The sequence below is a fragment of the Streptomyces sp. NBC_00704 genome, from assembly GCF_036226605.1.
In the GTDB taxonomy this organism is placed as follows: domain Bacteria; phylum Actinomycetota; class Actinomycetes; order Streptomycetales; family Streptomycetaceae; genus Streptomyces.
On the sequence record NZ_CP109000.1, the window covers coordinates 4,229,857 to 4,254,177 of the forward strand.

Here is a 24,321-nt window from a genome sequence, read left to right on the forward strand (position 1 = left end):
CCAGGACGTCAGGTCACCGGCGTGCCCGAGACCCGGACCTCCTTGCGGCGCAGCCAGGGCAGGGGCGGCACGGCGGAGCCTGCGTACGGGGTGATGCGGACCTCGAAGTGCAGATGCGGGCCGGTGACGTTGCCGGTCGCGCCGGAGAGGCCGATGCGCTGACCGGCGGTCACGTGCTGGCCCCTGCGCACGTCGATGCGGGACAGATGCGCGTACTGGGTGAAGTAGCCGTCGCCGTGGCGGACCAGGACCTGGTTGCCGAAGCCGTCGCCGCAGGTCGTGATGCGGACGACGCCGGAGCCCACGGCGTACACGGGGGTGCCGGAGTCCACGGCGAAGTCCTGGCCGGTGTGCCGGTGGGCCCAGCGCGAGCCCTTGGCGGCGAAGCCCGCGGACAGCCAGTAGCGACGGGCCGGGGCGGTCCAGGGGCGGGCGCGCAGCTCGGTCGCGCGGCTGCGGTCGCCGAACGGGCAGTGGCCGCGCCGTCCCGACGGATCGACGGCGACCGGGTCGGCGGCCTCCCTCGCCCCGGCCCGCAGCCGGTCCCACAACGCGGAGCGCAGCGCCTCGCGGTGGCGTTCGGCCTCCGCGATCCGCTCGGGCCGGGCGTCGGCCTCGCGCAGCCGGTCGACGCGCGCGCGGGCCTGCTCGTGCGCGCGCACGGCACGGGCCGCGCCGCCGTGGAATCCCCGGCCGACGCCGTTCCCGCCGCTCATGCCGTTCCCCGGCTCCTCGGCGCTCGCGGGCGCGACGGCGAGGGCGAGCAGGAGGAGGGCGAGCAGGGCGGAGCCGGCCGCGGTGCGCAGGCGCGCCCGCGTCCGCTGATGACACGCGTGGTGTTCTCGTCCCATCGTGCGATCATCGGACCGGCAGGGGGCGCGGGCCGCGCGCCGTGCCGCACGGCCGGGCCGGTTCAGCCGGACGGACCAGCGATCAGCGCGCGGTAGACGGCCGAGGACCGTGGATTGCGGGCACAGCGCCACACGCCGTGCGGGCAGTAGTCGGTGATGGTCTGGTAGAGCGGCCGGTGCTCGGCGAACCAGTCCAGCATCCCGCGCACGTACTCCGGATCGTCGCCGTTGCGGTACAGCCCCCACTCCGGGTACGACACCGGCTTGCCGTGGGCCCGCGCGAACCGCACATGCGCGGCGAGACCGTACGGCTCGGCGACCTGCTCCTCGAAGGACATGCCGTGCGGCTGGTCGTAGGCGTCCATGCCGACGACGTCGACGTACCGGTCGCCGGGATAGCAGGCGGTCCACGGGACGGCGTCCCGGCCGCGGCTGGGCGTGAACTCGAACCGGAACGCCTCCGGGCCGGCCACGGACCGCATGGCGTCGACGATCCGGACCCAGTACCGCTTCCAGGCCCCCGGATCGGGTCCGCAGCGGTGGGTGTAGGTGACCCCGTTCATCTCCCATCCCAGCACCAGCACGGCGTCCGGCGTCCCGAGCCCGGCCAGCCGCCGGGCCAGCGCCCGGAAGTGCCCGTCGTAGTCGCCGCGCGCCCCTCTGCGCAGCTCCTCGCGCACCACGGAGTCCGGCACGTGGTCCTCGGTCCGCTCCAGCATCGGCACGTTCAGGACGAACATCCGGTCGGCGCGCTCCCGCCGCCACCGCGCCCAGTGCTCCAGGTAGCCGGGCGCGCCCTCGATGTTGCTCCACCGGTCCCCCGGCAGATAGGCGTGCCCCACCCGCGGCGTGGCCGGTCCCAGCCAGGCGTCGAGCCCGGCCGTCCGCCGCACGCCGGCGTCGTCGTACCCGACGTACGCCCCGAACGCCCCCGGCGGCGCCCCGGCGCCCCGCCCGAGCGGGACGCAGGCGGGCCCGGCGAGCAGCGCGAGAGCGGCGAGCAGCGCCGTCAGAAGGCGCTGCCGGGCGTGGAGTCGCTGTCGGGTGGGAGGGAGGCGTCGGGTGGGAGGGAGGCGTCGGGTGGGAGGGAGGCGTCGGGTGTGAAGGAGGCGGAGCACCGGCTCATGATGGGGCGGCCGTTCCCCCGCCCGCCGCGAAACCGCGTCCAACCACCCGGACCGGGTAGGCGTCAACGCCTCCGCGCCGTGCGGACCTTGGGGGTCGGTCGGCGAGGTGACAGGACGTCGGTCACATCGGCGGGAGCGGGGCAACCGGTCACGGGGTCCGGGCGGTCTTGTGAGTCACCAGCGTTTCCCGGACGTATTCCTGCTCACCTGTAGGGTTCCGACGTCCGGCGGCGACCGACGTCGGCGGCCCGAGCACGGTGTACGGGGCGAAACGGCCGGAGCGGAGGGGGGCGAGCGCCGATGGGCGGATCGAGAAGGCGTGGGAGCGGCGGCAGGACGGGCGGCGGCGCCGGATCCGGCGGGACGCGGCTCACCCGCCGTGGGCGGGTCGTGGCGTGGGGCGCGGGCGTGACGGCCGTGGTCCTCCTCGGGGCGGGCGGGACCGGGGCGTGGATCTACTACGACCTCAACAACAACATCAAGTCCGCCGACGTGGACGACAAGCTGGGCGGCGACCGGCCGGTCAACCTCAGCCCCGGCTCGAAGAACATCATGATCGTCGGGTCGGACACCCGTGAGGGCGCGAACGCCAAGTACGGCAAGGACCTGACCACCATGCAGTCGGACACGCTGATGGTGCTGCACCTTCCGGCCGACCGTAAGTGGGCCTCGGTGGTGTCCTTCCCGCGCGACTCGTGGGTGGAGATACCCGGCTGCCAGAAGGGCGACGGCAGTTCGTCCTCGCCGCACCACTTCAAGATCAACGAGGCGTTCGCGATCGGCGGCAGCACCGGCAAGGTCGCCGAGGCAGCCGCCTGCACCATCAAGACCGTCGAGTCCAACACGGGCCTGCGCATCGACCACTTCATGACGGTCGACTTCTCCGGGTTCAAGGGCATGGTGGACGCGCTGGACGGCATCGAGGTCTGCCCGAAGCAGGCCATCCACGACGAGAAGGCCCACCTCGACCTGGAGGCGGGCTGCCAGACCGTCAGGGGCGAGAAGGCCCTCGGCTACGTCCGCACCCGCTACAGCGTGGGCGACGGCTCCGACATCGGCCGCATCGGCCGGCAGCAGGAGTTCATGGACGCGCTGGCCAAGAAGGCCAAGTCCAAGCTCGGCAACCCGGACGCGATGTACGGCTTCCTGAAGTCGATCACCAAGTCCCTGACGACCGACCCCGACATCGCGGGCATCCAGCCGCTGTACGGGCTCGCCGACGAACTCAAGGGCATCCCGAGCGACCGCCTCGCCTTCCTCACCGTCCCCAACTACGGGCGGGTGGCCGACCAGCCCACCGACAAGGCCAACGTCGTCTGGCAGTACCCGCAGGCGGCCGACCTGTTCACCTCCCTGGCCAAGGACAAGGAGGTCACCAAGGCGCAGCTGGACGCGTCGAAGAAGAACGTGGTGTACGCCTCGTCCGTCAGGGTGCGGGTCCTCAACGGCACGGGCGTCTCCGGGCGCGCCGCGGCCGTCGCCGAGAAGCTGCGGAAGGCCGGCTACACCGTCGTCGGGACGGGCAACGCGCCCGGCGGCACGGTCGCCCGGACGACGGTGACCTATCCCGCGGGCCTCGACGCCCAGGCCGCCGTCCTCGCCTCCCGGCTGCCCGGTCTGCGGGCCACGGCGGACGGATCGGCCGCCGCGGGCGCGGTCACCCTGGTCGTCGGGCCGGAGCTGAAGGTCGAGAACGTCGCCTGATCACCTGAACGGTCGTTCCCGGTCAACAAGGCCCTGGAAATGGGGTAAGGTTGATCTTGAGCCGGTCACCGGAACGAAAAACGGTGAACGACCTCTGCGTTGGTGGTCCAAGGAAAGACGCCCCGCTTCCTGCGGGGAGATGCAGGTGCAAGGCCTGCCCGGCGCTCCGAAGGAAGAGTCCCATCCCGTTCACGGGGTGGGACTCTTTCGTGCTGCCCGCTGCCCGCTGCCCGTCCACCGGGCGCGGGGGGACAGGGGACGGGCGGGCAGCCGGAGCGGCGCCCTCGGGCCGGGTGGATGGGCAGGGGAGGGTGCGCGCCCTCCCCTGCCCACCCCCGCGTCAGGACGTGTTCGCGCTGGAGCGGCCGAAGAACTCGATCTCGGCTATGGACACCTGCTTGCTGCCGGAGACCGCGTACGACGACTCGATCGTGAAGCGGACCTTCGTCACCTCGCCGACGCGGAAGGCGCGCCGCTGGCCGCCCGCGCTCTGGTCGAGGGTGAGTTCGCGGGTGGCCGTCGTGCCGTCCTTCAGGGTGATCGTCGCCTTGATGCGGTGCGGGAGCGCCGATTCGCTGAGCTGGTCGGCGCGGGTGGAGGTGCCCGAGGTGATGATCACGTCCAGCAGGCGGGTGGGCTCGGCGAAGCGGGCCTCGATCCACTCGCCCGCGCCCGACTGCGCGACGCCGGGACCCCACCAGCTGTTGTTGATCTTGTCGAAGGCCAGCTCCGGCTTGTGCCCGGGGTAGGAGCGCGACGCCGCGACCGAGTCCGGCGGGACCGGGGCGCGCTTGGAGAAGTGGTCGCGGGTGGCCTGCACGGCGGCGGGCGTGTTCATCCCGGCGACGATCAGAAGGGTGAGGACGACTGCCGCCGTCACCCACGTGACGATCCGGTCGAACGTACGGCGCAGCCGCGGCCGGTCGCCGGCCCAGGGCGTCTGGCCGTTGCGGTCGAACAGGCGGCGCCACCAGGGGAGGCGGACGGAGGAGCGGTCCTCCAGGGTCATCGGCATCGCGCAGCGCACGCAGAAGTGCCGGTCGGGGTTGTTGGGGGTCGCGCACCAGGGGCACGCCACGCCGTGCTGGTCGCCCTGGACCGGGCCGGGGGCGCGGACCTGCGGCCGGTCCGCGACGGGCCGTCCCGGCAGCACCGGGGCGACGGACGGGGGCGCGGCCGGGCGCGGTTCGGCGTCCGCGACGGGGACGAGCAGGGAGCGCGCCCGCGCGGCCATCGTGTCGCCCAGGGCGGGCGCGGCGGGGACGGGCCGGGTGGGCGCGGTCGCGTCGGGCGCGGGAGCCGGCACGGCGGGCGGGGTGGCCGCGCCGGTCGTCGTACCGGACGTCGTACCGGGGGTCGGAGCGGGGGCCGGGCCGCCGTCGGCCGCGGCCGTCGTGCCGTCCTGCGGCGGGACGGGCGGGAGGGGGTTCTCCGCGGTGTCCTCGTCGTCGGAGCCGGCGGGGGCAGCGGAGGCGTCGGCGGCGGCGGGGGAGGCGGCCGGCTCCGCGGGACGGGCCGCGTCGGGAGCGCGGGACGCGTCCGTCGCGGGGGCGTCCGTCGTGGGGCGGGGCGGGACCGGCTCGTGGGCGGGCTCACCGGACGGGCGTCCGGCTCCCGCGCCGCCGGACCCGCCGGCCGCCGGACCCGGGCCGGCGCCGGTCGTCGCGGCCGCGCCCGGGGCCGTGCCGCTCCCGGAGCCGGCTCCGGCGCGGGCCGGGGCCCGGTCGGTCCAGCCGAGCACGGCCCCGCACGCGTCGCAGAACGTCTGGCCGGGCTCGGCCCGCGTTCCGCACTCGGCGCAGTTCTGGGTGGTCATCTCTCCGGGGTCCTTTCGGCTGCGGTCACCTTGACCGAGTACGGCATGTGGGCGGGGCGGGCGGCGGCCACGAGGGCGTCCAGGCGGTGCTCGTCCGCCGGGCCGGGATCGGGCAGGCGCAGCGTGACGTGCAGGCGGGGGCGGCGCGCGCCGGGGAACGGGCCGAGCGGGCGGGCGCTCCAGTCGGATCCGCCGCTCTCCTCGATCTCCGGCGTCACGCCGAACGCCAGGCGGACGGCCTCCGACAGGCCGAGGCGGGTGCCGCGCACCCGGTGCAGGTACGCCGCCGCCGCGACCGCGGCCCGCAGCCTGTCCTCCGGCTCGGTGCCGTCGGTCTCCGCGCCGACCCAGCCGGTCAGCCAGCGGGTGAAGTCGATCGGGGCGAGGGCCGGGTCGAAGTACGCGGGCAGGCAGTCCAGGGTGTTGAGGATGGGGGCCATGACCTCGTCCAGGCCGTCGACGAAGCGCTGCGCGAGGTCGTCGTCGGCGAAGACGGCCGGCAGCATCGCGCCGATCGGCGTGGAGGAGCGCAGTCCGTCGACCGAGCCCCTCACGCGCCGTCCCCGATCACGCGGACGCGGTGGTCGTAGGAGAAGACCAGTGCCGGGGCGGCCAGGTCGATGCGGTCGGTCGCCTCGCCGCGCTTGCCCGTCAGGGGGTCCGCGGGGTGCAGGGTGACCTGGTCGACCAGTTCCACGCCCGGGACGCGCTGGAGCACCGCGAAGACCTCGCCGGACTGCACCGGGCGGCCGAACGGCCAGCCCCTGCCGTCCGCGCCGCCGGTCAGCGGGTCGAGGTGGCGGTAGAGCGCGTCGTGGGCCTGGCGGCGTACCCGGTCGGTGTCGACGCCCCGGAAGGCGTGCACCGTCGCCACCACCGTCACGCCCTGGTAGAACGGCGGGCCGACCGCCAGCCGGGTGCCGATCAGGCGGCGTTCGTCGAGGTGGCGGGTGATGCGGTCCAGCAGGGAGTCGCCGGGCACCAGTTGCTCGAAGCGCAGCCGTCCGCCGGGGTCGGGCACGGCCTGCGGGACGACCAGGACCCGCACCGCGTACGAGCCGTGCTCGTCGGGCTCGCCCTCCAGGCAGGTGATGCGGGCGGTCTCGGGCGCGGCGCGGCGGGCCAGCTCCTCGTAGTCGCGCAGGGTCACCGCCCGCTCCTGGGCGCGCAGCGTGATCGGGGCGCGCTTCTTCGCCTCCTCCACGGTCTCGCCGTCGACGCCGCCGCGCGCGGCCTCGCGGTTGACGACCTCCGACACGTAGGGGACGGACGTACGCAGCACCTGGACCGTCCCGCGCGCAACGTTGCCGGCCCGGCCGCCGCCGGTGCGGTAGCGGCGGGCGCGGACGACCGCGCCCTTGGGGGCGACCGCGCCGTACTGGCGCAGCCGGCCGTCGGGTTCGCGCACGGCCGGGCCGAAGGCGATCTCGCCGGTGGCGGCGTCGAGGGTGATGTGGCGGTCGTCGGGGCCGGAGGCGGCGAAGTGCGGGACGACCTGCCAGTCCGTCCAGCCCTCGTGCTCGGCGGTCTGGAGGAGCAGCGGCGGGTCGTCGCCGACGACGGGGGCGTGGATGAGGGCGAGGCGCTGTCCGGGCAGGCCGGTGGACTCGCCGAGGGCCTCGTCGTGGACGGTCTCGGCGTGCACGGCCGGGGCGGTGCCGCCGACGGTGAAGACCTCGGCGGAGCGCACGGTCGGGGAGGTGGTGTAGAAGGGCTGGCCGGTGAGGGGTTCGGTGACGCGGCAGCGCAGCCAGCCGGCCTCCTGGCCGCCCGAGCGGGACAGCACGTGCCCGCCGGGGACGTGCAGGACGATTTCGCCGGGGCGGTTGAGGCCGCCGGTGCCGTCGCGGTCGACCTCGCACTCCTGCCAGCCGTCCTCGGTCCAGGCCTCCCAGAGCAGCGGGGGCTGGCGGGGGTCGACGCCGACGCCGTCGACGCGGCTGTCCAGTTCCAGGACCACCGCGCAGTGCGGGACGGCCGCGCTCAGCCCGAACAGCACGCAGTCGCCGGGGCGCGGGGCCTCGGCGAAGCACAGCAGGTCCTTGCCCTCGGCGAGGTCGGTGGTCCGGTCGCTGACCGGCTCGCCCTGGTGCTGCACCACGAGACGGCTCAACTGACAGGGCACGATGGCGAGTTCGCGTTCCGTGGCGAAGACGACGGCCTCCTCGCTCTCCGTGCGGACGGTCGCCGCCTCCGTGCCCACGGGGAGCAGGACGGGCTCCTCCTGGGGGGCGGACAGCCAGAACGTCACCTCCGTGCGGGCCGCGGACGGCGGGAACAGCCGGATGCCGACCAGGTCCAGGAAGGCCAGGTGGTTCTTCTCGGGGACGCGGTTGAGGCGGTAGACGATCTGGTCGGCCATGTGGGCGACCGTCTCGACGAGGGTGACGCCCGGGTCGGAGACGTTGTGGTCGGTCCACTCCGGCGCGCGCTGCTGGATGTAGCGCTTGGCGTCGTCGACGAACTGCTGGAAGCGGCGGTCGTCCAGATTGGGGGAGGGCAGGGCCATCAGCGGTCGCTTTCGGAAGCCGTACCGGAGGAGCCGGGGTCGCCCGGCTCGTCGTGGGACGGAATGACGTAGAACGGGAAGACGAGACTGCGCGGGTTGTTGGTGCCGCGGATCGAGTAGCGGACGTCGATGAACAGCACGCCCTGTTCGGCGCCGGCCGTGACGTCGACGTCGTTGACCTCGATGCGCGGCTCCCAGCGGTCCAGGCTGGTGTACACCTCGTGCTGGATGCGGCCGGCCGTCGCCTCGTTGACCGGGGCGAACACCAGGTCGTGGATGGCGCAGCCGTACTCCGGGCGCATGGGGCGCTCGCCCGGCGCGGTCGCGAGGATCAGCCGGATCGCCTCCTCGATCTCGCGTTCCCCGCTGACCAGGGCGATGCCCCCGGTGGGGCCGATGCGGAGCGGGAACGCCCAGCCCGAACCGACGAATTGCTCGGCCATCAGAGGGCCACCTGCCTTCTCCTGGGTCTCACGGCGTGCGGGCTGCCCGTCACGGCAGCGGGTAGGGCTTGGCGTTGACCATGACGACGCCCTGGAGGGTGACGGTCGCGGCCCGGATGCCCACGTTGGCGGTGGAGTTGACCTGCACGGCGGCGCCCGCGCTGAGGGTGGCGGCGGCGCCCGCCTTGAGGTTGAGCAGGCCCGCCGCGTCCACCGACACCACGCCCGTCATCGCCCTGATGTTGACGAGGCCGCCGCGCAGGGTGAGCGAACCGCCGCTCCTGATGGCGATGTTGCGGCCCGCGGTGAGGGTGAGGTCGGTGCCGGCCTTCACGGACACCGAGCGGCCGCCCTTGATGCTGACGTCGCCCCTGCTGTCCACGGTGATCTCGGTCCGCGTCCGGTCCAGGTTGATGACGAGTTTGTCGTCGCCGCTGGTCAGCCGCACGCCCTGCTTGCCGCCGGCGCGCTGGCTGAGCAGGTCCATCCGGTTGCCCTCGCGGTCGGACAGGGTGTGCCGGGAGGCGCGCCGGCGGGCGCCGTCGTGCAGCGGCACGTCCTTGACCGGCGTGGGCTTGTCCCGGCCGTTGTAGAGGCCGCCGATGACGTACGGGTGGTCCAGCGCGCCCCGGTCGAAGGCGACCAGCACCTCGTCGCCGACGTCGAGCGGGAAGACCGAGCCGCCGAACTTGCCGCCCCACTGCACCACCCGGGTCCAGTCGCTGACGTAGGCGTCGTCGAGCCAGGGGAACTGGAGCTTCACGCGCCCCTGGCGCAGCGGGTCCCCCACGTCGGTGACCAGCGCGTTGACGGTGCCGGGCAGGTGCAGGCCGTTGTGGGCGCCCCCGCCGCCCGAGGAGAGCCCGTACAGGGACCGCCACTGCCGTCCGCTGACGGTGACCCACGCCTCGTAGTGCTTGCCGTCGCCGAAGACGTGCCGCACCGACGTGGCGGTGTACTTGCCCTCGAAGGGGTCGCCGACGTCGGCGAGCGTGACGGGCAGACCGGGCCGCAGCTTCGGCGTGCCGCGGGCGACGACCTCCAGCTCGGCGAACGAGCCGGTGACGTCGTCGGCGAGGGCCTCGGCGGCGAACTTCACCTCCGACTGCCGGTCGTACGGCGTCTGCGCGTCGACCAGCTTGGCCTTCCCGAACCGGGCGGCCGCCTCCCCGGGCGTGGTGCCGATGCTGATGCCCGGGTTGGTCAGCGCGGGCGCGGTGGCGGTGAGCTTCTTCTTGGTCGTCACGTCCCAGCCGCGCGCCTCGACGGTCCCGACCTGTTCGGCGGCGGTGACGGCGGCCCGCAGCCGCAGGATGTCGGTGCCCGCCTCCATGACGAAGGGGCTCTTGTCGCCCGGCGTGGAGGTCGGGGGCGCGCCCGACGCCGGGTCCGGGCTGACGAACTGGAACTTGCCCCTGGCGTCCACCGACATGACCATCTCGTTCTCGTCGGCCAGCCGGGCGAGGAAGTCCCAGTCGGTGACGTTGGCCTGGCTGATGAACTCGTAGACGGTCTTGGTGGACTGGATCCGCCCGACGGGGACGCCGTCCTGCGCGGCCAGCTTGCGGGCGATGTCCGAGGCGCTCTGGTTGCGGTAGGCGGCCACCCGGCGCCGGCGCATCAGCCGGTGCCCGAGGTCGTAGCCGCGCACGACGGTGAAGGTGCCGGTGCCGTCGTAGTCGGCCTCCAGGCCGCAGACCTCGCCGGTGAGCAGCGGGTCCGAGGCGCCCTTGCCGTCGGCGACCGGGGCGAGGACGACGGGCGTGCCGAACCTGACGCCGAGTTTGCCCAGGACCTGACGGCCCGGATCGCGGAAGGTGAGCCGGAACGCGGCCGGCACGCCGAGGCCCTGGTCGACCCAGCCGTCGACGAGGAGCGGCGCGATGTCGACGGGCAGGGGGCTGCCGCCGAGGGTGACCTGGATGACGCTGGAGAACGCGGACTGGACCACTAGTGGCGCACCTCCTCGGCGGCGGGCATCACGAGCTCGACCCCGTTCGGCAGCCGGGACGGGTCGTCGATCCCGTTGGCCTCCGCGATGGACCGCCACGCGGAGGCGTCGCCGTACTCGCGCCAGGCCAGGGACTGCAACGAGTCGCCGGCGACGACCCGGTGCACCCGCTGCGCGGTGAGCGCGCCCGAGGTCGGGTTCTGGCCCTTCGTCCTGCTCGGGATCTCGTGCAGGCGCACCTGGCAGGTCGCGCGGATCGGGACGCCGGTCGTGCCGAACAGCGAGTACGTGACGTCGATGCTGCTGACGTAGGCGGTGAAGCGGGCCGTGGAGAACGAGCCCCACTGGAACACCACCCACGGCGGGGAGGGCTGCTTGGCGGCGATGCTCTTGGCGGTGACCTCGCAGCACTCCAGCAGCGACTCCACCTTCTTCAGCACGGTGTTGCTGCCCGGCTGGTCGGAGGTGTCGAGGAAGATCTCGACGGTCATCTCGCGCGGCTCGGGCCCCATGAACTCCGGCACGGAGCCGTCGCGGACCGCCGCGGTCGGCGTGACCTTCCACTGGGCCCGGCGGCCCAGCTGCAACTGCGCGGGGTTGAAGTCGAACCCGAAGGACCTGATCAGTCCACCGGGGGTGGTGCTGGTGCCGACCGGCGGTTCGTGGATCGCGAGGGTGGCACGGACCAGGCTCTTCCCGGCGCCGCCTCTGCTTCCCTTGGCCATGACGTCCTCGTCCTCCTGGATGCTCTGCTAGTCGGTGAAGCCGTGGTGGGTGATCTCCAGGACCTCCGTGGCCACGCCCGGACTGTCCGGGTTCAGCGACGGCCCCTGCCAGCTGACCGGCAGCACGTCGATCAGGCCCCACCGGGCGACCTCCGAACCGTCCGCGCGCAGCGCCGCGATCTGGGCCGTCGGCCGGGTCACCCCGGTGGTGACCGAGGAGATCCACTTGGCGACCTTGGTGGTGTCCGGGGTGAGGGGGCGGGTCAGCCGGATCGTGGAGAACGTCACCCGCGAGGGCAGTTGCCAGACGAACCCGTTGTTGCCGCCCTCCTGCCGGTGCTCGATCTCCACCTGGGACGAGAGCCCCTCGCACCCGTTGAAGAAGCCGAGGCTCTCGCCGTCGATGGTCAGGGTGAAGAAGACGGTGGAGCCCGGGTCGAGATCGGAGGGCATCGGGGCCTGGCCTTTCCGGGAGAGGGGACGGGAGTCGGGGGGCGGCGACGGCGGGCGCAGCGGTCAGTGGCGGGGGTCGCGGAGCCTGCCGATCCGCTCGCGGTCGAGCCGCAGTTCGGTGCGCAGCAGCCGGGTGATGCGCCCGGTCAGGCGGTGCGTCAGCTCGTCGAGCTGGAAGTCGGTGAGGTCCCGCGGGTCGAACCCCGGCCGCGCCCGCGCCGGTTGCGTCGCCTGCCGCTCCGTCCCGGAGGACGGCCCGGCCACCGGCGCGGAGCCCCGCCCGCTCACGCCGGGCGACGGCCGCGGCGGCGCGGGCGGGGGCGGCGGCGAGGTGACGGCGCGCTGGACGACCGGTGCGGGCGCGGGTGCGGACACGGCCGCCGGGACGGGCAGGGGCGGGAGGAACGGCGGAGGCGTCGCGGGCGAGGGCGACGGCGGCGCGTGCGGGGTGCGGCGCTGGACGACGGGGAGCGCGGGGGCGGCCGGGGGTGTCGGCGCGGGCGAGGCCGGGGAGGGCGGTGCCGGGGACGGCGCGGCCATGGGGGCTGTGGCCACGGGGGTGGGGTACGGGCGGGCGACGGGGTGGCCCGAGGAAACGCCGGGCGCGGTGCGGCGCAGCGGCACGGGACCCGGCCGCGCGGCGGGGACCGTACGGCGCTGCACGGGGGACGCGGACGACACCGACGGCGTGCGGACGGCCGACGGCGCGGGGCGCACGGGGACGGGCAGGGCCGGGGCGGTGAGGGCGGCAGCGGGGGCCGCGGCGGACGACGCTGCGGCGGACGACGGCCGCGTGAGCGGCGGGGCGCTGACGGGGGTCACCGGTGCGGCGGCGGGACCGGGGGCGAACGGCGTTGCGGCGTGCGGGGGTTGGGGCGCCGGAGGCGGCGTGGGCGTGGTGGCGGCGCGCTGCACGACCGGGGGCGCCGACACCGACGCCGGGCCGGTCGTCGGACGCGGGGCGGCGGACCGGGGCGTGACGGGGACGCCGGACGGCGTCGCGACGGGGCGGGCGTCGGCGGGGCGCGCGGAGAGCGGGGCGCCCAGCAGGGGGCGTGCGGACACGGGCGCGGCGGCCCCCACGGCGGACGCCTGCGGTGCGCCGCGCTGCACGGGCGCGCCGAGCGGGGTGGGCGTGCGGCCGGGGGCCGTGGGCGTGCGGCCGGGAGGGGCGGGCGTGCGGCTGGGGGGAGCGGGCGTGCGCGGACCGGGCTCGGGCACTGCGCGGGAGGTCGCGGAGGCGGGGGAGGCCTGGGGCGCGGGGGCCGGGTGCGGGGCGGTGGGCCCGGTGGCCGGGGGGAGGGGTGCCGAGACGCTCTTCGGGGCGCCGAGACCTGCCCGGCGACGGGGCGCGGCGGTGGCCGCCGGGGCGCGCTGAACGCTCGGCGCGGGGGTGGCGGGCCCGGCAGCGGGGACGGCGGCGGCCGTACCGGTGACGGGCCGGGGTGCGTCGGAGGCGGGGCGCGCCGGAGAGGGCGGACGAGCCGAACCGGTGGGCGGCGTGACCGGGTTGCCCGGCGCGGCGGGCCGGGGCCGGGCAGGAGCGTCCGAGGCCGACGCCGGGACCACACCGGACGCCGTCGCCGCACGCTGGATGCCTGAGGGCGTCGTACCGCCGCCGTCGCCCGGGGGCACGGTGGAGGCGGAAGGTGCGGGAGGCGGAGAGGGCACGGGTATGGGCGCGGGTGCGGCCGCGCTGGGGGCGGGGCCGCCGTTCCGGGGCGAGGGCAGGGGTGAAGGCAGGGATGAAGGCTGGGGTGAGGGCAGGTCAGGGGCCGGAGGCGGTGGGACCGCGGGCCGCACGTCGCCGGAGCCGGCGGACGGCGCCGGAACGGCGGGACCGCTGCCCGGCACGGGAGCGGCTGCGCGTACCGCCGACGGACTCGCGACCGCCTGGCCGTCGCCGCGCACATCCGGTACGGCCGCACTCCGGGCCGTCACCGCTCGCTGGAGCGTGACCGGCGGCGGGGTGGGTGCGGTTCCGCTTCCCGGCCGGGGAGCGGGGAGGGAACGGCTCTGCTGCGTCGGCGAGTTGGCGGGTGCGGGTGTGGATGCGGGCGGGGGTGCCGTGGTCGGTGCGGTGCGCGGGGGCGTCGCTCGCCGGGCGTCCACCGGGGCGTGGGCGGGCGAAGGCGCTTCGGCGGGCGCGGGTCCGTCTCCCGCGCGGACGCCGAGGGGCGCTGTCGCGGCGGCGGCCGGGGCGACCGGTGGGCCGGCTGCCGAGGTGACTGCCGTGCCGGTCGCCGGTGCGGCGGGGGACCGGTCGGCGGCCGCCCGTTGCGCGACGACCGGCCGGTCCGGGGCCGCGGGCCTGGCCGCCGGGCCGGTGCTGACGGGTGCTGCCGCTTCGGGCCCGTCCGCCACCGCCCGCTGGACCGCGACCGGGCCCCGCGCGGACGGGGAACCGTCCGCCGCCGGGGCGACGGACACGGCGGGCTCGGCCGGACGCGACGGCATGGGCGAGGGCATGGGTGACGGTACGGATGACGGGCTGGGCGACGGCATGGGCATGGGAATGGGCGTGGACGAGTGCGGGGGTGCGGGCGTCGCCGCCCGCTGGACCGGCGTCGCCGGGGAGTCGGCCGTCGTCGCCGTGGGCGCGGGTCCCGTGACGGAGTGCGCTCGCGGGCCGGGCGCCGGTTCCTCGGCGGGCTTCGGTCCGCCGCCGTCGGCGCCCGTGCCCCCCGCCGTACCCCTCGCCGAGGCCTGTGCCGGGCCCGTGCCGGCCGACGGCGCTGCGGGTGCCGGCCTGGCGGGCAGCGTCCGTCGCTGGACCGGCGCGGACGTCGACCTCGTCAACGGGGCCGCCCTCCTCGCCGGGGGCGGAGCGGCCGGGGACACGCGGATGCCCCGTGCCGGGGCGGCGGGAGCGGGCCGAGAGGCCGGTGCCGGGCGCGCGGCGACCACCGGGACGTCCGCAGGGCCGGGCCGACCCACAGCAGGGGCAGAGGCAGGAGCAGGGGCGGAAGCGGCGGCGGGAGCAGACGCGGTGGCCGGGGCGGCAGCGGAGAACGGCGTCGTTGCGGGAGCCGGCAGCGGAGCCGGAGTCGCCGCCAGGGCAGGACCGGGCGCCGGCACCGATGCCGGTGCCGGTGCCGGTGCCGGGATCGTCGACATCGGAATCGGCATCGTCGACATCGGCATCGTCGACGTCGGCAACTGCTGTGCCGGGATGGCGCGTTGGAGCGGGGTCGCGCGGGGCGGCGGGGCCGGGCGTTCGGGTTCCGCCGCCGCGTCCGCGGCCCGGGGAGCCGCCCGCAGACTGCTCATCAGGCCGCCGGGGGCCGCGTCCAGCACGGCGTGCGGGCGGACGTCCAGGAAGGAGGGGTTCTGCCAGGTGGCCAGCCGGCCGCCGAACCCGGCGTCGGCGACGCCCGAGGGGCCCGCGGCCGCCGTCCGCCGGATGGGCGGGAGCGAGGGCCAGGCGGCAGGGACGGCCCGCGCCCCCGCGCCGTCGTCGGCCCGCGTCGGCGTCGGCGCAGGCGTTCCGTAGCCGCCGCCGTGAACCGGGCCGTCGCCGTGGGCCGCACCGCCGCCGTGAACCGGGCCGCCGTGGGCCGCGGCGTCAGCGCGGAGCGGGCCGCTCGTGGCCTCGTGACCGGCGGGCTCCCCGCCTCCCCCGCGCCGCCCGCGTCCGCCGCGCAGTCGTTCCAGGAACCCCATGCCTCAGCCCTCCGCCCCGCCCCGGGTCACCAGGGACGCGATCTGGTCGGCGTAACGGCGCCGGTCGTGGTGTTCGAGATCCAGGATCTCGTCCTGGCTCCAGTGGAAGTGGTAGGCGACGTACGCGATCTCCTCGTGCAGCCGGTCGGTCGCGTACGTCACGATTCCCCCAGGCGGCTCCCGCCGAGTTCCACCTCGAAGGGCTCCGAGCAGTGGGGGCAGCGCACCGAGGCGCGGGTGTGGCCCTCGGCGTTGACCTGGCGGTAGAAGTCCTGGAGGAACGCCAGGTCGGAGGCGAACATGTTCTCCACGATGCCGTCGTGGACGAGCGGCAGCGTGCCGAGGCGGGTGATGACCCGGCCGAGCAGGACCACCGACAGGTACGCGGGGTTCTCCTGGACGCGGATGTCGCGCAGCGGGACCAGTTCGTCCCGCGCCGTCGCCAGCCGCATCACGCCGTCGCGGTGGACGGTGCCCGCCTCGTCGACGTAGCCGCGCGGCAGTTCGAAGGGGAACTCCGTCTGGAGCCGGTACGCCGCCGGGGCCGGGGCCGCGGCGGGGGCCGCGGCCGGTGCGGACTCGGGCACGGCGACGGCCGGGAGCGCCTCCTGCGGCTGCTCCCCGCCCGCCGCCGCCCGGACAGCCGTGCGCCGCATTACTCGATGACCAGTTCTTCGAACGTGATCGTCACGGTCTCGGTCAGCGCGGACGCCTCGCCCGCCTTGACCGTGCTGGTGTCGATCTTGCTGCACCAGGCGTTGCGCATGTTGTACCGCTTGACCGGGTTGTTCATGTAGTCCATGACCATGATCGTGGCGTTCTTGCGGGCGGTGCCCATCACGCCGTTGATCGACTCGGTGATCCACTGGTTGAACGCGGCGGACTGGGTCATGCCGCGCACGACCGTGCAGGTGCCGGCCTTCTTGACGCCGGGCAGCTTCTTGGTGACCGGCTTGCCCTGCGCCGAGACCTGCTGGTACTCGATGACGTCCTGCTCGATGCTGAGGCCGCTGACCTCGGCGAGGTACTCGACCATGACGCCGTCGATCTGGAGGCCGAAATTGTGCGAAGTGAGGGCGTCACCCGGCTGGAGACTCATCTGGCTTTCTTTCTACGGGAGTTGACTGCGGAGCGGTACGGGGCCGGAAGCGGCGGGGCGGTGGCCCGCGCCGCTACTCCTCCAGCTCCCCGCTGCCGCTCTGGAACTGGGCCAGGCGGAAGATCACGAACTCGGCGGGCTTGACGGGCGCGATGCCGATCTCGCAGACCACCCGGCCGAGGTCGACCGACTCCGGCGGGTTGGACTCCTCGTCGCACTTGACGTAGAACGCCTCCTCGGGGCGGGCGCCGAACAGCGCGCCCGCGCGCCACTCGTTCACCAGGAACGCCGAGACGTTGCGCCGGATCCGGGCCCACAGGGCGTGGTCGTTCGGCTCGAACACCACCCACTGGGTGCCGATCAGGATCGACTCCTCCAGGTAGTTGAAGTACCGGCGGACGTTGAGGTAGCGCCAGGCCGGGTCGGAGGAGAGGGTGCGGGCGCCCCAGATGCGGATGCCGCGGCCGGGGAAGGCGCGGATGCAGTTGACGCCGATCGGGTTGAGCAGGTCCTGCTCGCCGCGCGTGATCTGGATCTCCAGGTCCACCGCGCCGCGCACGACCTCGTTGGCGGGGGCCTTGTGGACGCCGCGCTCGGAGTCGTTGCGGGCCCACACGCCGGCCACGTGGCCGCTCGGCGGGATCAGCCGGGCCTGGCCGGCGGACGGGTCGAAGGACTTGATCCACGGGTAGTACAGGGCCGCGTACTTGGAGTCGTATCCGGCCGTCTCCTGACGCCAGACGCGGATCTGGCGGGCGTTGAGGCCGGGCGGCGGGTCGATGATCGCGACGCGGTCGCCCATCAGCTCGCAGTGCGCGATCAGACCGAGCTGGACGGCCTTGACCGACTCCAGGTCGATCGCGCCGCGCTGGTAGGCGGCCATCAGGTCGGGGACCGCGACCATGGACACCTCGTCGACGGCCTCCAGGCCGCCGAAGCCGGTGCGGTCGGAGCTGTCGCCCAGGTACTGCGCGGGACCGACCGGGGCGCTCTCCTCCACCGGCGCGGCGGGTGCGGCGGAGGGCGCGGCCGGCAGGGCGACCGTCTGGTTCTCCGGCCGGGCCAGCTGCGCGGCGGGCGCGGCCTCGGCCACGGTGATCAGCCGGGAGCGCTCCTTGACCTGCGTGACGACGTAGGAGCGGTTGCCCTTCTTCGCGCTCACGTCGAACGTCTCGACGGGCTTGTCGCCGTCCTTGACGATCAGCCGGAAGCGCTCGGCGGGGCCCTCGCCCTCGGCGTCGGCGACCTCGACGCTCAGCGGGCCGCCGCTCTCGCCCGACGCCACGGCCGTCACGGTGAACGTGCCGAGCTGCTTCGGCTCGCCGGCCGGCAGCGCGGCGGGCGCGGAGCCGGCGCCGGAACCGGCCAGCGCGGACGGGGACTTGGCGTCGCCCGAGGCGCCCGCGGGGGAGCCGCCCACGCGGACGACGTACGCCGCCGAGCCGCCGTTGTTGAAGAACCCGTAGACGGAGTGCGCCAGGTAGTAGCCGTCGGTGAAGTCACCGAAAGCCGCCACGTACTGGGTCCAGTTGGTCACCAGCGTCGGCTCGTTGAGCGGGCCGGTCGGGGCGAGCCCGACGAAGGCCGCCACCGAGGTGCCCACCCCCTCGATCGGGCGGGAGCCGCTGGCCACCTCCTCGACGTATACGCCGGGCGACAGGTAGGACGGCATGCTGTGCTCTCCTCGGGGTACGCGTCAGGACGTCTTTCACCGTCACGCGCGAAGCGCGTATTCCGAAACGTCTTCCGGTGCACGACCGGGGGCACTCCGCCTGCCCCGGCGGTCCCCCGGCCCCGTCCGACGCCACCGGCTGCCCCGCGCGCACCTGCCGCTCCCGGCCTGCCTTCGGTACGGCCGCCGGTCCTCGGCCGTCCCCGCCGAGAGGCCGGGGCGCGGGTCCGGGGGGCGGCCGGGACTTCCGGGCAGGCGGCCGGGGGCCGAGGGGGCACCGGGCCTGCCCTCCTGCCTCTGACGTCGCACACGGGCTCCCCGTAGCGTCGGCGCGTGAGCCTGTGGACTTCTCTGGAACCCTCTTCCGCCACCGTCGACCCCGGGAGCCGGGCGACCGTGCGGCTGCGTGTGCGCAACACCGGTGACGTGGTCGACGAGTACCGCTTCGAGCCCGTCGGGGACGTGGCGCCGTGGACGACGGTGGAGCCGCCGACGCTGCGGCTGTATCCGGGGACGACGGGGACGGTGGAGCTGACGTTCGCGCCGCCGCGTACGTCCGACGCGGCGGCGGGTCCGCATCCGTTCGCGGTGCGGATCACGCCGACGGAGCATCCGGACGCGGTGACGGTGCCGGAGGGCAATCTGACGGTCACGCCGTTCACGGAGGTGCGGGCCGAGCTGGTGCCGCCGACGGTGAAGGGGCGTTTCCGGGGCCGGCCGCGGCTCGCCGTCGACAACCTCGGCAACACCCGCGTCACCGCCTCGCTGAGCGGCAGCGACACCGGGGACCGGCTCTCGTACGACCTCAAGCCGGGCAACGTCCAGATCGAGCCCGGGCGCGCGGTGTTCGTCGACACGACCCTGCGCCCGCGCCGGATCATCTGGTTCGGTTCGAAGGAGGAGCAGCCCTACACGCTGAACGTGCAGCGGTCGGGCGCGGTGCCGCTGCCGGTGGACGGCACGTTCGTGCAGCGCGGGTTCCTGCCGCGCTGGCTGGCCACCGCGCTCAGCCTCACCGTCGCCCTTGCCGTCGCGTTCGTCATGATCTGGCTGACGTACAAGCCGCAGGTGCGCAGCCTGGCGTCGGAGAAGGTCGCGCAGGCGGCCGCCAACACCCTGGCGCCCAGCCCCTCGGCGACGCCCGGCGTCCCGGCCCTCGTGCCCACCCCGACGGCCCCCGCGGCGCCGGAGGCCCCGGTGAGCAGCGCCGCGGCCGACGGCGGCGGGAGCGGCGGCGGGGGCGGCGGGGGCGAGTCGAAGCCGCCCGCGAAGCCCAAGCAGGAGACGGCCGCCGTGGCCGTGAACAAGCTGGCGGCGCGCAGCGACGGGCGGCACATCTGCTACCGGGCCTATGTGGAGGACAAGGGCTGGCAGGACCCGGTCTGCGACGGCGCGATCGCCGGCACGACCGGCAAGGACCTGGCCGTCAAGGCCCTGAACATCGCCACCGCGCGGACGGGCGGCGTCACGGGCAACGCCGCGCATGTGGACGGGGGCTGGCTGACCGGGGACAAGTGGTCGAAGGCGTCCGACGGCGTCGACATGTACATGGGCTCCAGCAAGCCGGCCGTCTCGGTTATGGAGGGGTTCACCATCAAGACGATGGAGGGCTCCGTCTGCCAGAACCCGCACATCAAGGACCGGGGCTGGCTGGGGAACGGCTGCACCAAGGCGGGCGACTGGATCTACGGCGGCAGCCCGATGCAGGACCGGCTCCAGCTGGAGGCCGTCCGCTTCACGGTGTGAGGCGGGCCGCCGCGGTGTGCGGGGGCACGGCCGGCCGTCCCTTTCGGGCAGCGACCGTGCCCGATGGCTTGTGTCCGGCCCGCGTCCGCCGTCGTAGCGTCGGCGGGTGACTCTGTGGACTTCTCTGGAACCGGCCGCGGCGACCGTCGACCCCGGGAGCCGGGCGACCATGCGGCTGCGTGTGCGCAACACCGGTGACGTGGTCGACGAGTACCGCTTCGAGCCCGTCGGGGACGTGGCGCCGTGGACGACGGTGGAGCCGCCGACGCTGCGGCTGTATCCGGGGACGACGGGGACGGTGGAGCTGACGTTCGCGCCGCCGCGTACGTCCGACGCGGCGGCGGGTCCGCATCCGTTCGCGGTGCGGATCACGCCGACGGAGCATCCGGACGCGGTGACGGTGCCGGAGGGCAATCTGACGGTCACGCCGTTCACGGAGGTGCGGGCCGAGCTGGTGCCGCCGACGGTGAAGGGGCGTTTCCGGGGCCGGCCGCGGCTCGCCGTCGACAACCTCGGCAATACCCGGGTGACGGCGTCCGTCGCGGGCGGCGACACGGGCGACCACCTGGGCTACGAGTTCCGGCCGGGCAGTGTGCAGATCGAGCCGGGCCGGGCCGTGTTCGTCGAGGCGACGCTGCGGCCGCGTCAGATCATCTGGTTCGGATCGAAGGAGCAGCGGCCGTACACGCTGAACGTGCAGCGGTCGGGCGCGGTGCCGCTGCCGGTGGACGGCACGTTCGTGCAGCGCGGGTTCCTGCCGCGCTGGCTGGCCACCGCGCTCAGCCTCACCGTCGCCCTTGCCGTCGCGTTCGTCATGATCTGGCTGACCTACAAGCCGCAGGTGAGCAGCGGGGCGCGGGAGAAACTCGTGGAGGCCGGCAGCACCGCGCTGCCCGGCCCGGCGGTGTCGGCTCCGTCCGCGCCGAAGGCGGACGCCTCCGCCGATCCGCTGCCCGAGCCGCCGGCGCCGTCCGTGCCGGCGCAGCAGGGCGACGGGGGCGCGGCCTCCTCCGGCGGCTCGTCGACGTCGGGCGGCGGCGCGAGCGGGGGCGGCGGCGGTGGCGAGGGCGGTTCCGGCGGGGCGGGCGCGCCCGAGCCCGCGGCCCCGGTGCCCGGCGCCCTCATCATCGGCAAGGGCTCCGGCCGGTGCGTCGACGTCACCGACGCGCAGAACGGCAAGGGCAAGGACGGCACCCCGCTGCAACTGTGGGACTGCGCCGGGTCGGCGAACCAGAAGTGGGTGTTCCGGAGCGACGGCACGGTGCGCGCGCTCGGCCTGTGCATGGACGTCGCCTGGGGCTCGAAGGACGACGGCGCGGTCATCCAGGTGGCGAACTGCTCCGGCAACCCGGCCCAGCAGTGGGTGCTGAGCGAGCACGGCGACCTGGTGAACCCGCAGGCCGACAAGTGCATCGACGCCAAGGACGGCGGCACCGGCAACGGCACGAAGCTCCAGCTGTGGACCTGCTCGGGCACCCCCAACCAGAAGTGGCGCGCACAGTAGCCACGGCGGCGGACGCCCGCACGGGGACCGCGACCGGTCTTCCCGTACGGGCACAGGCTGGCCTTCCCCGTACGGGCACGGGCGGGTGCTCCCCGCACGGCACGGGCGGGTGCTTCCCCTCCGGGGACCACGAGGTCGCCGGGAGCACGAGGTCGCCGGGGACCACCAGGTCTCCGGGGACTACCAGGTGGCCTCGCCCGGCACCAGGCGGCCCGCCTTGCGGTACTCGCGGCGGGCCCCCTCCAGCAGGTCGCCGTCGCCGACCGGCTCGTCGCGTCCGGCGGCGAGGTAGGCGGCGGTGACGACCGCGCTGCGGATCGAGCCGCCGGCCAGCTCGAAGTCCCGCGCCAGCGGGGCCGGGTCGACGCCCGCGGCGCACGGCACATGGGCCAGCCCGTGCCGCCACAGCGCGAGCCGCTGGCCGGCGTCGGGGAACGGGAAGTCGACCACGAGGTCGAGGCGCCGGGTGAACGCCTCGTCGATGTTGGCCCGCAGGTTGGTGGTGAGCAGCGCGATGCCGTCGAAGGACTCCAGCCGCTGCAACAGGTAGGCGCTCTCCATGTTGGCGTACTTGTCGTGCGCGTCCTTGACCTCCGAGCGCTTGCCGAACACGGCGTCGGCCTCGTCGAAGAGCAGCACGGCGTCGGTGCGGTCGGCCTCGGTGAAGATGCGTTCCAGGTTCTTCTCGGTCTCGCCGACGTACTTGTCGACGACCGAGGACAGCTGGACGACGTACAGGTCGAGCCCGAGTTCGGCCGCCACCACCTCGGCGGAGAGCGTCTTGCCGGTGCCGGACTCGCCCGCGAACAGACCGAGCACGCCCCGGCCGCGGCCGCCTCCCGCGCTGAGCCGCCAGTCGCCGAGGACGCGGTCGCGGTGCCGGGCGCGCAGGGCCAGTTCGTGCAGCTGGGTCAGCGGCCGGTCGGGCAGGACGAGGTCCGCCCAGCCGACGTCGGGCCGGATCCGGCGCGCGTGCCGTTCCAGTCCGGACGCCGACTGCTGCCGGGCGGCGAGCCGCACATGTCCGGCGTCGAGCGGGCCGCCCTCGAACGCGGCCAGCGCGGCGGCGGCGTGCGCGGCCCGTGCGATGCGCTCGCCGCCGAGCCGGTAGGGGGCGACGGTGGCCGCGAGGTCGAGGCCGGGCGCGAGGGGGGCGTCCGCCGCGCCGAGCGCCGCGGCCCAGGCCGCCGTCCCGGCCGCCCGGCGGCGGGGGGCCTCCAGCACGAGCGGGTCGCGGGTGGTCCAGTGCGGGTCGTAGGGGCGCGGGTCGGTGAGCAGGACGGTGACGTCGGGTGCGTCCGCCAGCGCGCCGATCAGCGGTTCCGGCCGCTCCGGCAGACCGGACAGGACGACCGCGAGGCCGCCGAGGCGCGCCTCGCGCAGCAGCTCGGGGACGCGGTCCTCGGCTCCGGTGTAGCGCAGGGCGCGGGCGTCCGCCGCGCTCAGCGCCGAGGCGATCGCGGCGAGGCCGTCGCCCTCGCGGTGTTCGCGCAGGTAGGCGGTGAACGGCGGGTCCGTGCGCAGCCGGTGCGCCAGCAGGCCGGCGAGGCGCTCGCCGTCCGGCAGCGGCGGGGGGAGGGGGTGCAGGAGGCCGTGCAGGGCGGCGTCGGGCGTGTCGTCGCCCAGCAGGTGGGCGAGCAGCCGGTCGGGCACGCGCAACGAGCGGGACAGGAAGGGCCGTTCGGGCTCCTCGACGTCCAGCAGCCCGTAGGCGCGCAGGGGCGCCGAGGCGTGGAACCGGGACCGGGCCGCGGCCAGGTGGGCGGGCGCCCCGCACAGGTCGAGGGCGAGTCCCACGGTGGCGCGCCGCCGGCTCACGTCGTCGTTGAGGTAGCCGTAGAGGGGCTCGAAGGAGCGGTCGAGGTCGGGCGCGAGGGCGACGAGGAGGATCGCGGCGTCCAGGCCGGTGAGGCGGAGCCGGTCGGCGAGACCGGTCAGGGAGTCGTGGCCGGCGGGCAGGACGGGCCCGGCCGGGGGGCCGGTGTCGTCGGGGGCGGCGGTCGCGCCCGCGAGGTGGTGGCGTACGGCGTCCTCGGAGAGGTAGAGGCCGCGCAGCGGGTCGTCGGCGGTGGGGTCGGCGGCGGCGCGGCGGTCGACCAGGGCGGCGACCCCGTCGCGCAGCAGCGCGAGCCGGGCGAGCAGTGCGGCGGTCCCGTCCGGCGGGCCGACGCTCGCGTGCGGGGCGAGGACGGTCCGCGGCGTGCGCGGTGCGCCGGCCGCGTCGGACCGGGCGCCGGCCTCGCCCTGGGCCGTGTACGTCCCGCTCACCACGGTTCCGGGCGGCCCGGCGCGATCCCGCGGGCCTCGCGGGCGGCCGCCACCTGGTGCGGGCGGTGGGCGCGCTCGCCGGACTCGGGCGGGTCGCCGTCGATGCCGCGCAGCCGGACGGCCGCGCCCTCGGTGACCGGCGGCCCGGCGTCGTACTCGGGGTAGGCCGGGACCGGCGCGGTGACCACGAGGTCCAGGGACGGCTTGAGTTCGCCGCCCAGCGCGGACCAGATCTCGGCGAGGGACCGCGACTCGGTCTGGATGCCGGCCACCGTCAGCGGCATCGCCAGACCCAAGGCGCGCAGGGAGCCGGGGAGTTCCTCGGCGGCGATCAGCTCGCGCGGCAGCAGCGTCGCCAACGCGGCCGACAGCAGCCGGTGTTCGTCCTGGGGCGCCCGCGTCCACGCGGTCACCAGGTACGACAGCCGGAACCAGCGCGGCGGCTGACGGCGCTTGACGACGACGTCCCGCTCGTCGCGCACCGCCATGTGGCCGCGCTGCCGGCGGGAGACGTCCTCGCGGATGTCGTACAAGTAGGCGTTGATCACAGGGGCGTTGCGCCGGGCGGCCCAGTCGCGGGTCGGCGCCTCGAACGACACGTCGATGCCGGAGCCCGCCAGCGCACCGCCCTCCAGCAGGTCTTTGAGGACCTCGTCCACCTCGTGGATCACCGTCGCGCTCCTCAACTGCCTTGCCCGTGTGCCCTGCCGCGCCCGCCCCGCACCGATCGTGCCCCGGACGGCCCGCGCCGCGAGAGGCGCGCCGGGGCCGGTGGCCGGGCAGGGCCGCT

General features: G+C 75.2%; 20 protein-coding genes. 4 read left to right on the forward strand and 16 right to left on the reverse strand.

Translation table 11 applies throughout. The features are described from left to right. Positions 1–8: 8 nt before the first annotated feature. Both OG802_RS18475 and OG802_RS18480 read right to left on the reverse strand, forming a co-directional pair. Positions 9–851, reverse strand: coding sequence for a M23 family metallopeptidase (locus OG802_RS18475; protein ID WP_329411888.1), 843 nt, complete (start codon positions 849–851; stop codon positions 9–11). A gap of 62 nt (positions 852–913) precedes the next feature. Beyond that, a complete protein-coding gene (locus OG802_RS18480; RefSeq protein ID WP_443055447.1) occupies positions 914–1,864 on the reverse strand; it encodes a glycoside hydrolase family 26 protein in 951 nt (316 codons plus the stop codon). A gap of 414 nt (positions 1,865–2,278) precedes the next feature. Between OG802_RS18480 and OG802_RS18485 the strand changes: the two genes are divergently transcribed. Next, on the forward strand, positions 2,279–3,682 hold the full coding sequence (locus tag OG802_RS18485) for an LCP family protein (protein WP_443055272.1): 1,404 nt from the start codon (positions 2,279–2,281) through the stop codon (positions 3,680–3,682). A gap of 340 nt (positions 3,683–4,022) precedes the next feature. On the opposite strand, the gene OG802_RS18490 is transcribed toward OG802_RS18485, so the two are convergent. From OG802_RS18490 to OG802_RS18525, 8 genes are all read right to left on the reverse strand, one after another. Next, positions 4,023–5,498, reverse strand: coding sequence for an NADase-type glycan-binding domain-containing protein (locus OG802_RS18490; RefSeq protein ID WP_329411893.1), 1,476 nt, complete (start codon positions 5,496–5,498; stop codon positions 4,023–4,025). Further along, complete coding sequence (locus tag OG802_RS18495) at positions 5,495–6,052, reverse strand: phage tail protein (protein WP_329411895.1); 558 nt, start codon at positions 6,050–6,052, stop codon at positions 5,495–5,497. Before OG802_RS18495 ends, OG802_RS18490 begins: the two co-directional genes overlap by 4 nt. Continuing rightward, positions 6,049–8,007, reverse strand: a complete 1,959-nt coding sequence (locus OG802_RS18500) for a putative baseplate assembly protein (RefSeq protein WP_329411896.1) — start codon at positions 8,005–8,007, stop codon at positions 6,049–6,051. Before OG802_RS18500 ends, OG802_RS18495 begins: the two co-directional genes overlap by 4 nt. Next, positions 8,007–8,450: a GPW/gp25 family protein gene (locus OG802_RS18505; RefSeq protein WP_329411897.1), complete on the reverse strand. Its 444-nt coding sequence runs from the start codon at positions 8,448–8,450 to the stop codon at positions 8,007–8,009. The genes OG802_RS18500 and OG802_RS18505 overlap by 1 nt, the downstream gene beginning before the upstream one ends. 49 nt (positions 8,451–8,499) lie before the next feature. Continuing rightward, complete coding sequence (locus tag OG802_RS18510) at positions 8,500–10,401, reverse strand: VgrG-related protein (RefSeq protein WP_329411898.1); 1,902 nt, start codon at positions 10,399–10,401, stop codon at positions 8,500–8,502. Continuing rightward, positions 10,401–11,126, reverse strand: coding sequence for a CIS tube protein (locus OG802_RS18515; RefSeq protein WP_329411900.1), 726 nt, complete (start codon positions 11,124–11,126; stop codon positions 10,401–10,403). Before OG802_RS18515 ends, OG802_RS18510 begins: the two co-directional genes overlap by 1 nt. Positions 11,127–11,153: 27 nt before the next feature. Continuing rightward, positions 11,154–11,579 (reverse strand): phage tail protein, encoded by a 426-nt coding sequence (locus OG802_RS18520; RefSeq protein WP_069774064.1) that lies wholly within the window; start codon positions 11,577–11,579, stop codon positions 11,154–11,156. A 63-nt stretch (positions 11,580–11,642) separates the two neighbouring features. After that, positions 11,643–12,644, reverse strand: a complete 1,002-nt coding sequence (locus OG802_RS18525) for a hypothetical protein (RefSeq protein WP_329411903.1) — start codon at positions 12,642–12,644, stop codon at positions 11,643–11,645. Positions 12,645–13,812: 1,168 nt separating this feature from the next. On the opposite strand from OG802_RS18525, the gene OG802_RS18530 reads away from it, so the two are divergent. Beyond that, positions 13,813–15,072 carry a hypothetical protein gene (locus OG802_RS18530; RefSeq protein ID WP_329411905.1) on the forward strand — a complete coding sequence of 420 codons (1,260 nt, stop codon included), beginning with the start codon at positions 13,813–13,815 and terminating at the stop codon, positions 15,070–15,072. A 173-nt stretch (positions 15,073–15,245) separates the two neighbouring features. On the opposite strand, the gene OG802_RS18535 is transcribed toward OG802_RS18530, so the two are convergent. The 4 genes from OG802_RS18535 to OG802_RS18550 form a co-directional block, all read right to left on the reverse strand. Continuing rightward, complete coding sequence (locus OG802_RS18535) at positions 15,246–15,404, reverse strand: DUF6760 family protein (RefSeq protein ID WP_307164448.1); 159 nt, start codon at positions 15,402–15,404, stop codon at positions 15,246–15,248. Next, positions 15,401–15,898, reverse strand: a complete 498-nt coding sequence (locus OG802_RS18540) for a hypothetical protein (protein WP_329411909.1) — start codon at positions 15,896–15,898, stop codon at positions 15,401–15,403. The genes OG802_RS18535 and OG802_RS18540 overlap by 4 nt, the downstream gene beginning before the upstream one ends. Further along, entirely contained in the window at positions 15,898–16,341 is a 444-nt protein-coding gene (locus tag OG802_RS18545; protein ID WP_069774061.1) for a phage tail protein, read from the reverse strand. Before OG802_RS18545 ends, OG802_RS18540 begins: the two co-directional genes overlap by 1 nt. A 73-nt stretch (positions 16,342–16,414) precedes the next feature. Next, on the reverse strand, positions 16,415–18,013 hold the full coding sequence (locus OG802_RS18550; RefSeq protein ID WP_329411911.1) for a phage tail sheath family protein: 1,599 nt from the start codon (positions 18,011–18,013) through the stop codon (positions 16,415–16,417). 333 nt (positions 18,014–18,346) lie between these two features. Here OG802_RS18550 and OG802_RS18555 point away from each other — a divergent pair, with 333 nt between their 5' ends. After that, positions 18,347–19,759 carry a hydrolase gene (locus OG802_RS18555; protein WP_329411912.1) on the forward strand — a complete coding sequence of 471 codons (1,413 nt, stop codon included), beginning with the start codon at positions 18,347–18,349 and terminating at the stop codon, positions 19,757–19,759. A 106-nt stretch (positions 19,760–19,865) separates the two neighbouring features. Next, entirely contained in the window at positions 19,866–21,263 is a 1,398-nt protein-coding gene (locus OG802_RS18560) for a ricin-type beta-trefoil lectin domain protein (RefSeq protein ID WP_329411914.1), read from the forward strand. Positions 21,264–21,443: 180 nt separating this feature from the next. Here OG802_RS18560 and OG802_RS18565 read toward each other — a convergent pair whose 3' ends face one another. Then, positions 21,444–23,531 (reverse strand): ATP-binding protein, encoded by a 2,088-nt coding sequence (locus OG802_RS18565; RefSeq protein ID WP_443055274.1) that lies wholly within the window; start codon positions 23,529–23,531, stop codon positions 21,444–21,446. After that, positions 23,528–24,202 (reverse strand): DUF4255 domain-containing protein, encoded by a 675-nt coding sequence (locus OG802_RS18570; RefSeq protein ID WP_329411916.1) that lies wholly within the window; start codon positions 24,200–24,202, stop codon positions 23,528–23,530. Before OG802_RS18570 ends, OG802_RS18565 begins: the two co-directional genes overlap by 4 nt. Positions 24,203–24,321: the final 119 nt, after the last annotated feature.

Coding starts and splice junctions, on each gene's coding strand:
- OG802_RS18490 (WP_329411893.1), bottom strand. CDS start 5,498: ATGACCACCCAGAACTGCGCCGAGTGCGGAACGCGGGCCGAGCCCGGC.
- OG802_RS18500 (WP_329411896.1), bottom strand. CDS start 8,007: ATGGCCCTGCCCTCCCCCAATCTGGACGACCGCCGCTTCCAGCAGTTC.
- OG802_RS18475 (WP_329411888.1), bottom strand. CDS start 851: ATGGGACGAGAACACCACGCGTGTCATCAGCGGACGCGGGCGCGCCTG.
- OG802_RS18550 (WP_329411911.1), bottom strand. CDS start 18,013: ATGCCGTCCTACCTGTCGCCCGGCGTATACGTCGAGGAGGTGGCCAGC.
- OG802_RS18515 (WP_329411900.1), bottom strand. CDS start 11,126: ATGGCCAAGGGAAGCAGAGGCGGCGCCGGGAAGAGCCTGGTCCGTGCC.
- OG802_RS18485 (WP_443055272.1), top strand. CDS start 2,279: ATGGGCGGATCGAGAAGGCGTGGGAGCGGCGGCAGGACGGGCGGCGGC.
- OG802_RS18520 (WP_069774064.1), bottom strand. CDS start 11,579: ATGCCCTCCGATCTCGACCCGGGCTCCACCGTCTTCTTCACCCTGACC.
- OG802_RS18545 (WP_069774061.1), bottom strand. CDS start 16,341: ATGAGTCTCCAGCCGGGTGACGCCCTCACTTCGCACAATTTCGGCCTC.
- OG802_RS18540 (WP_329411909.1), bottom strand. CDS start 15,898: ATGCGGCGCACGGCTGTCCGGGCGGCGGCGGGCGGGGAGCAGCCGCAG.
- OG802_RS18505 (WP_329411897.1), bottom strand. CDS start 8,450: ATGGCCGAGCAATTCGTCGGTTCGGGCTGGGCGTTCCCGCTCCGCATC.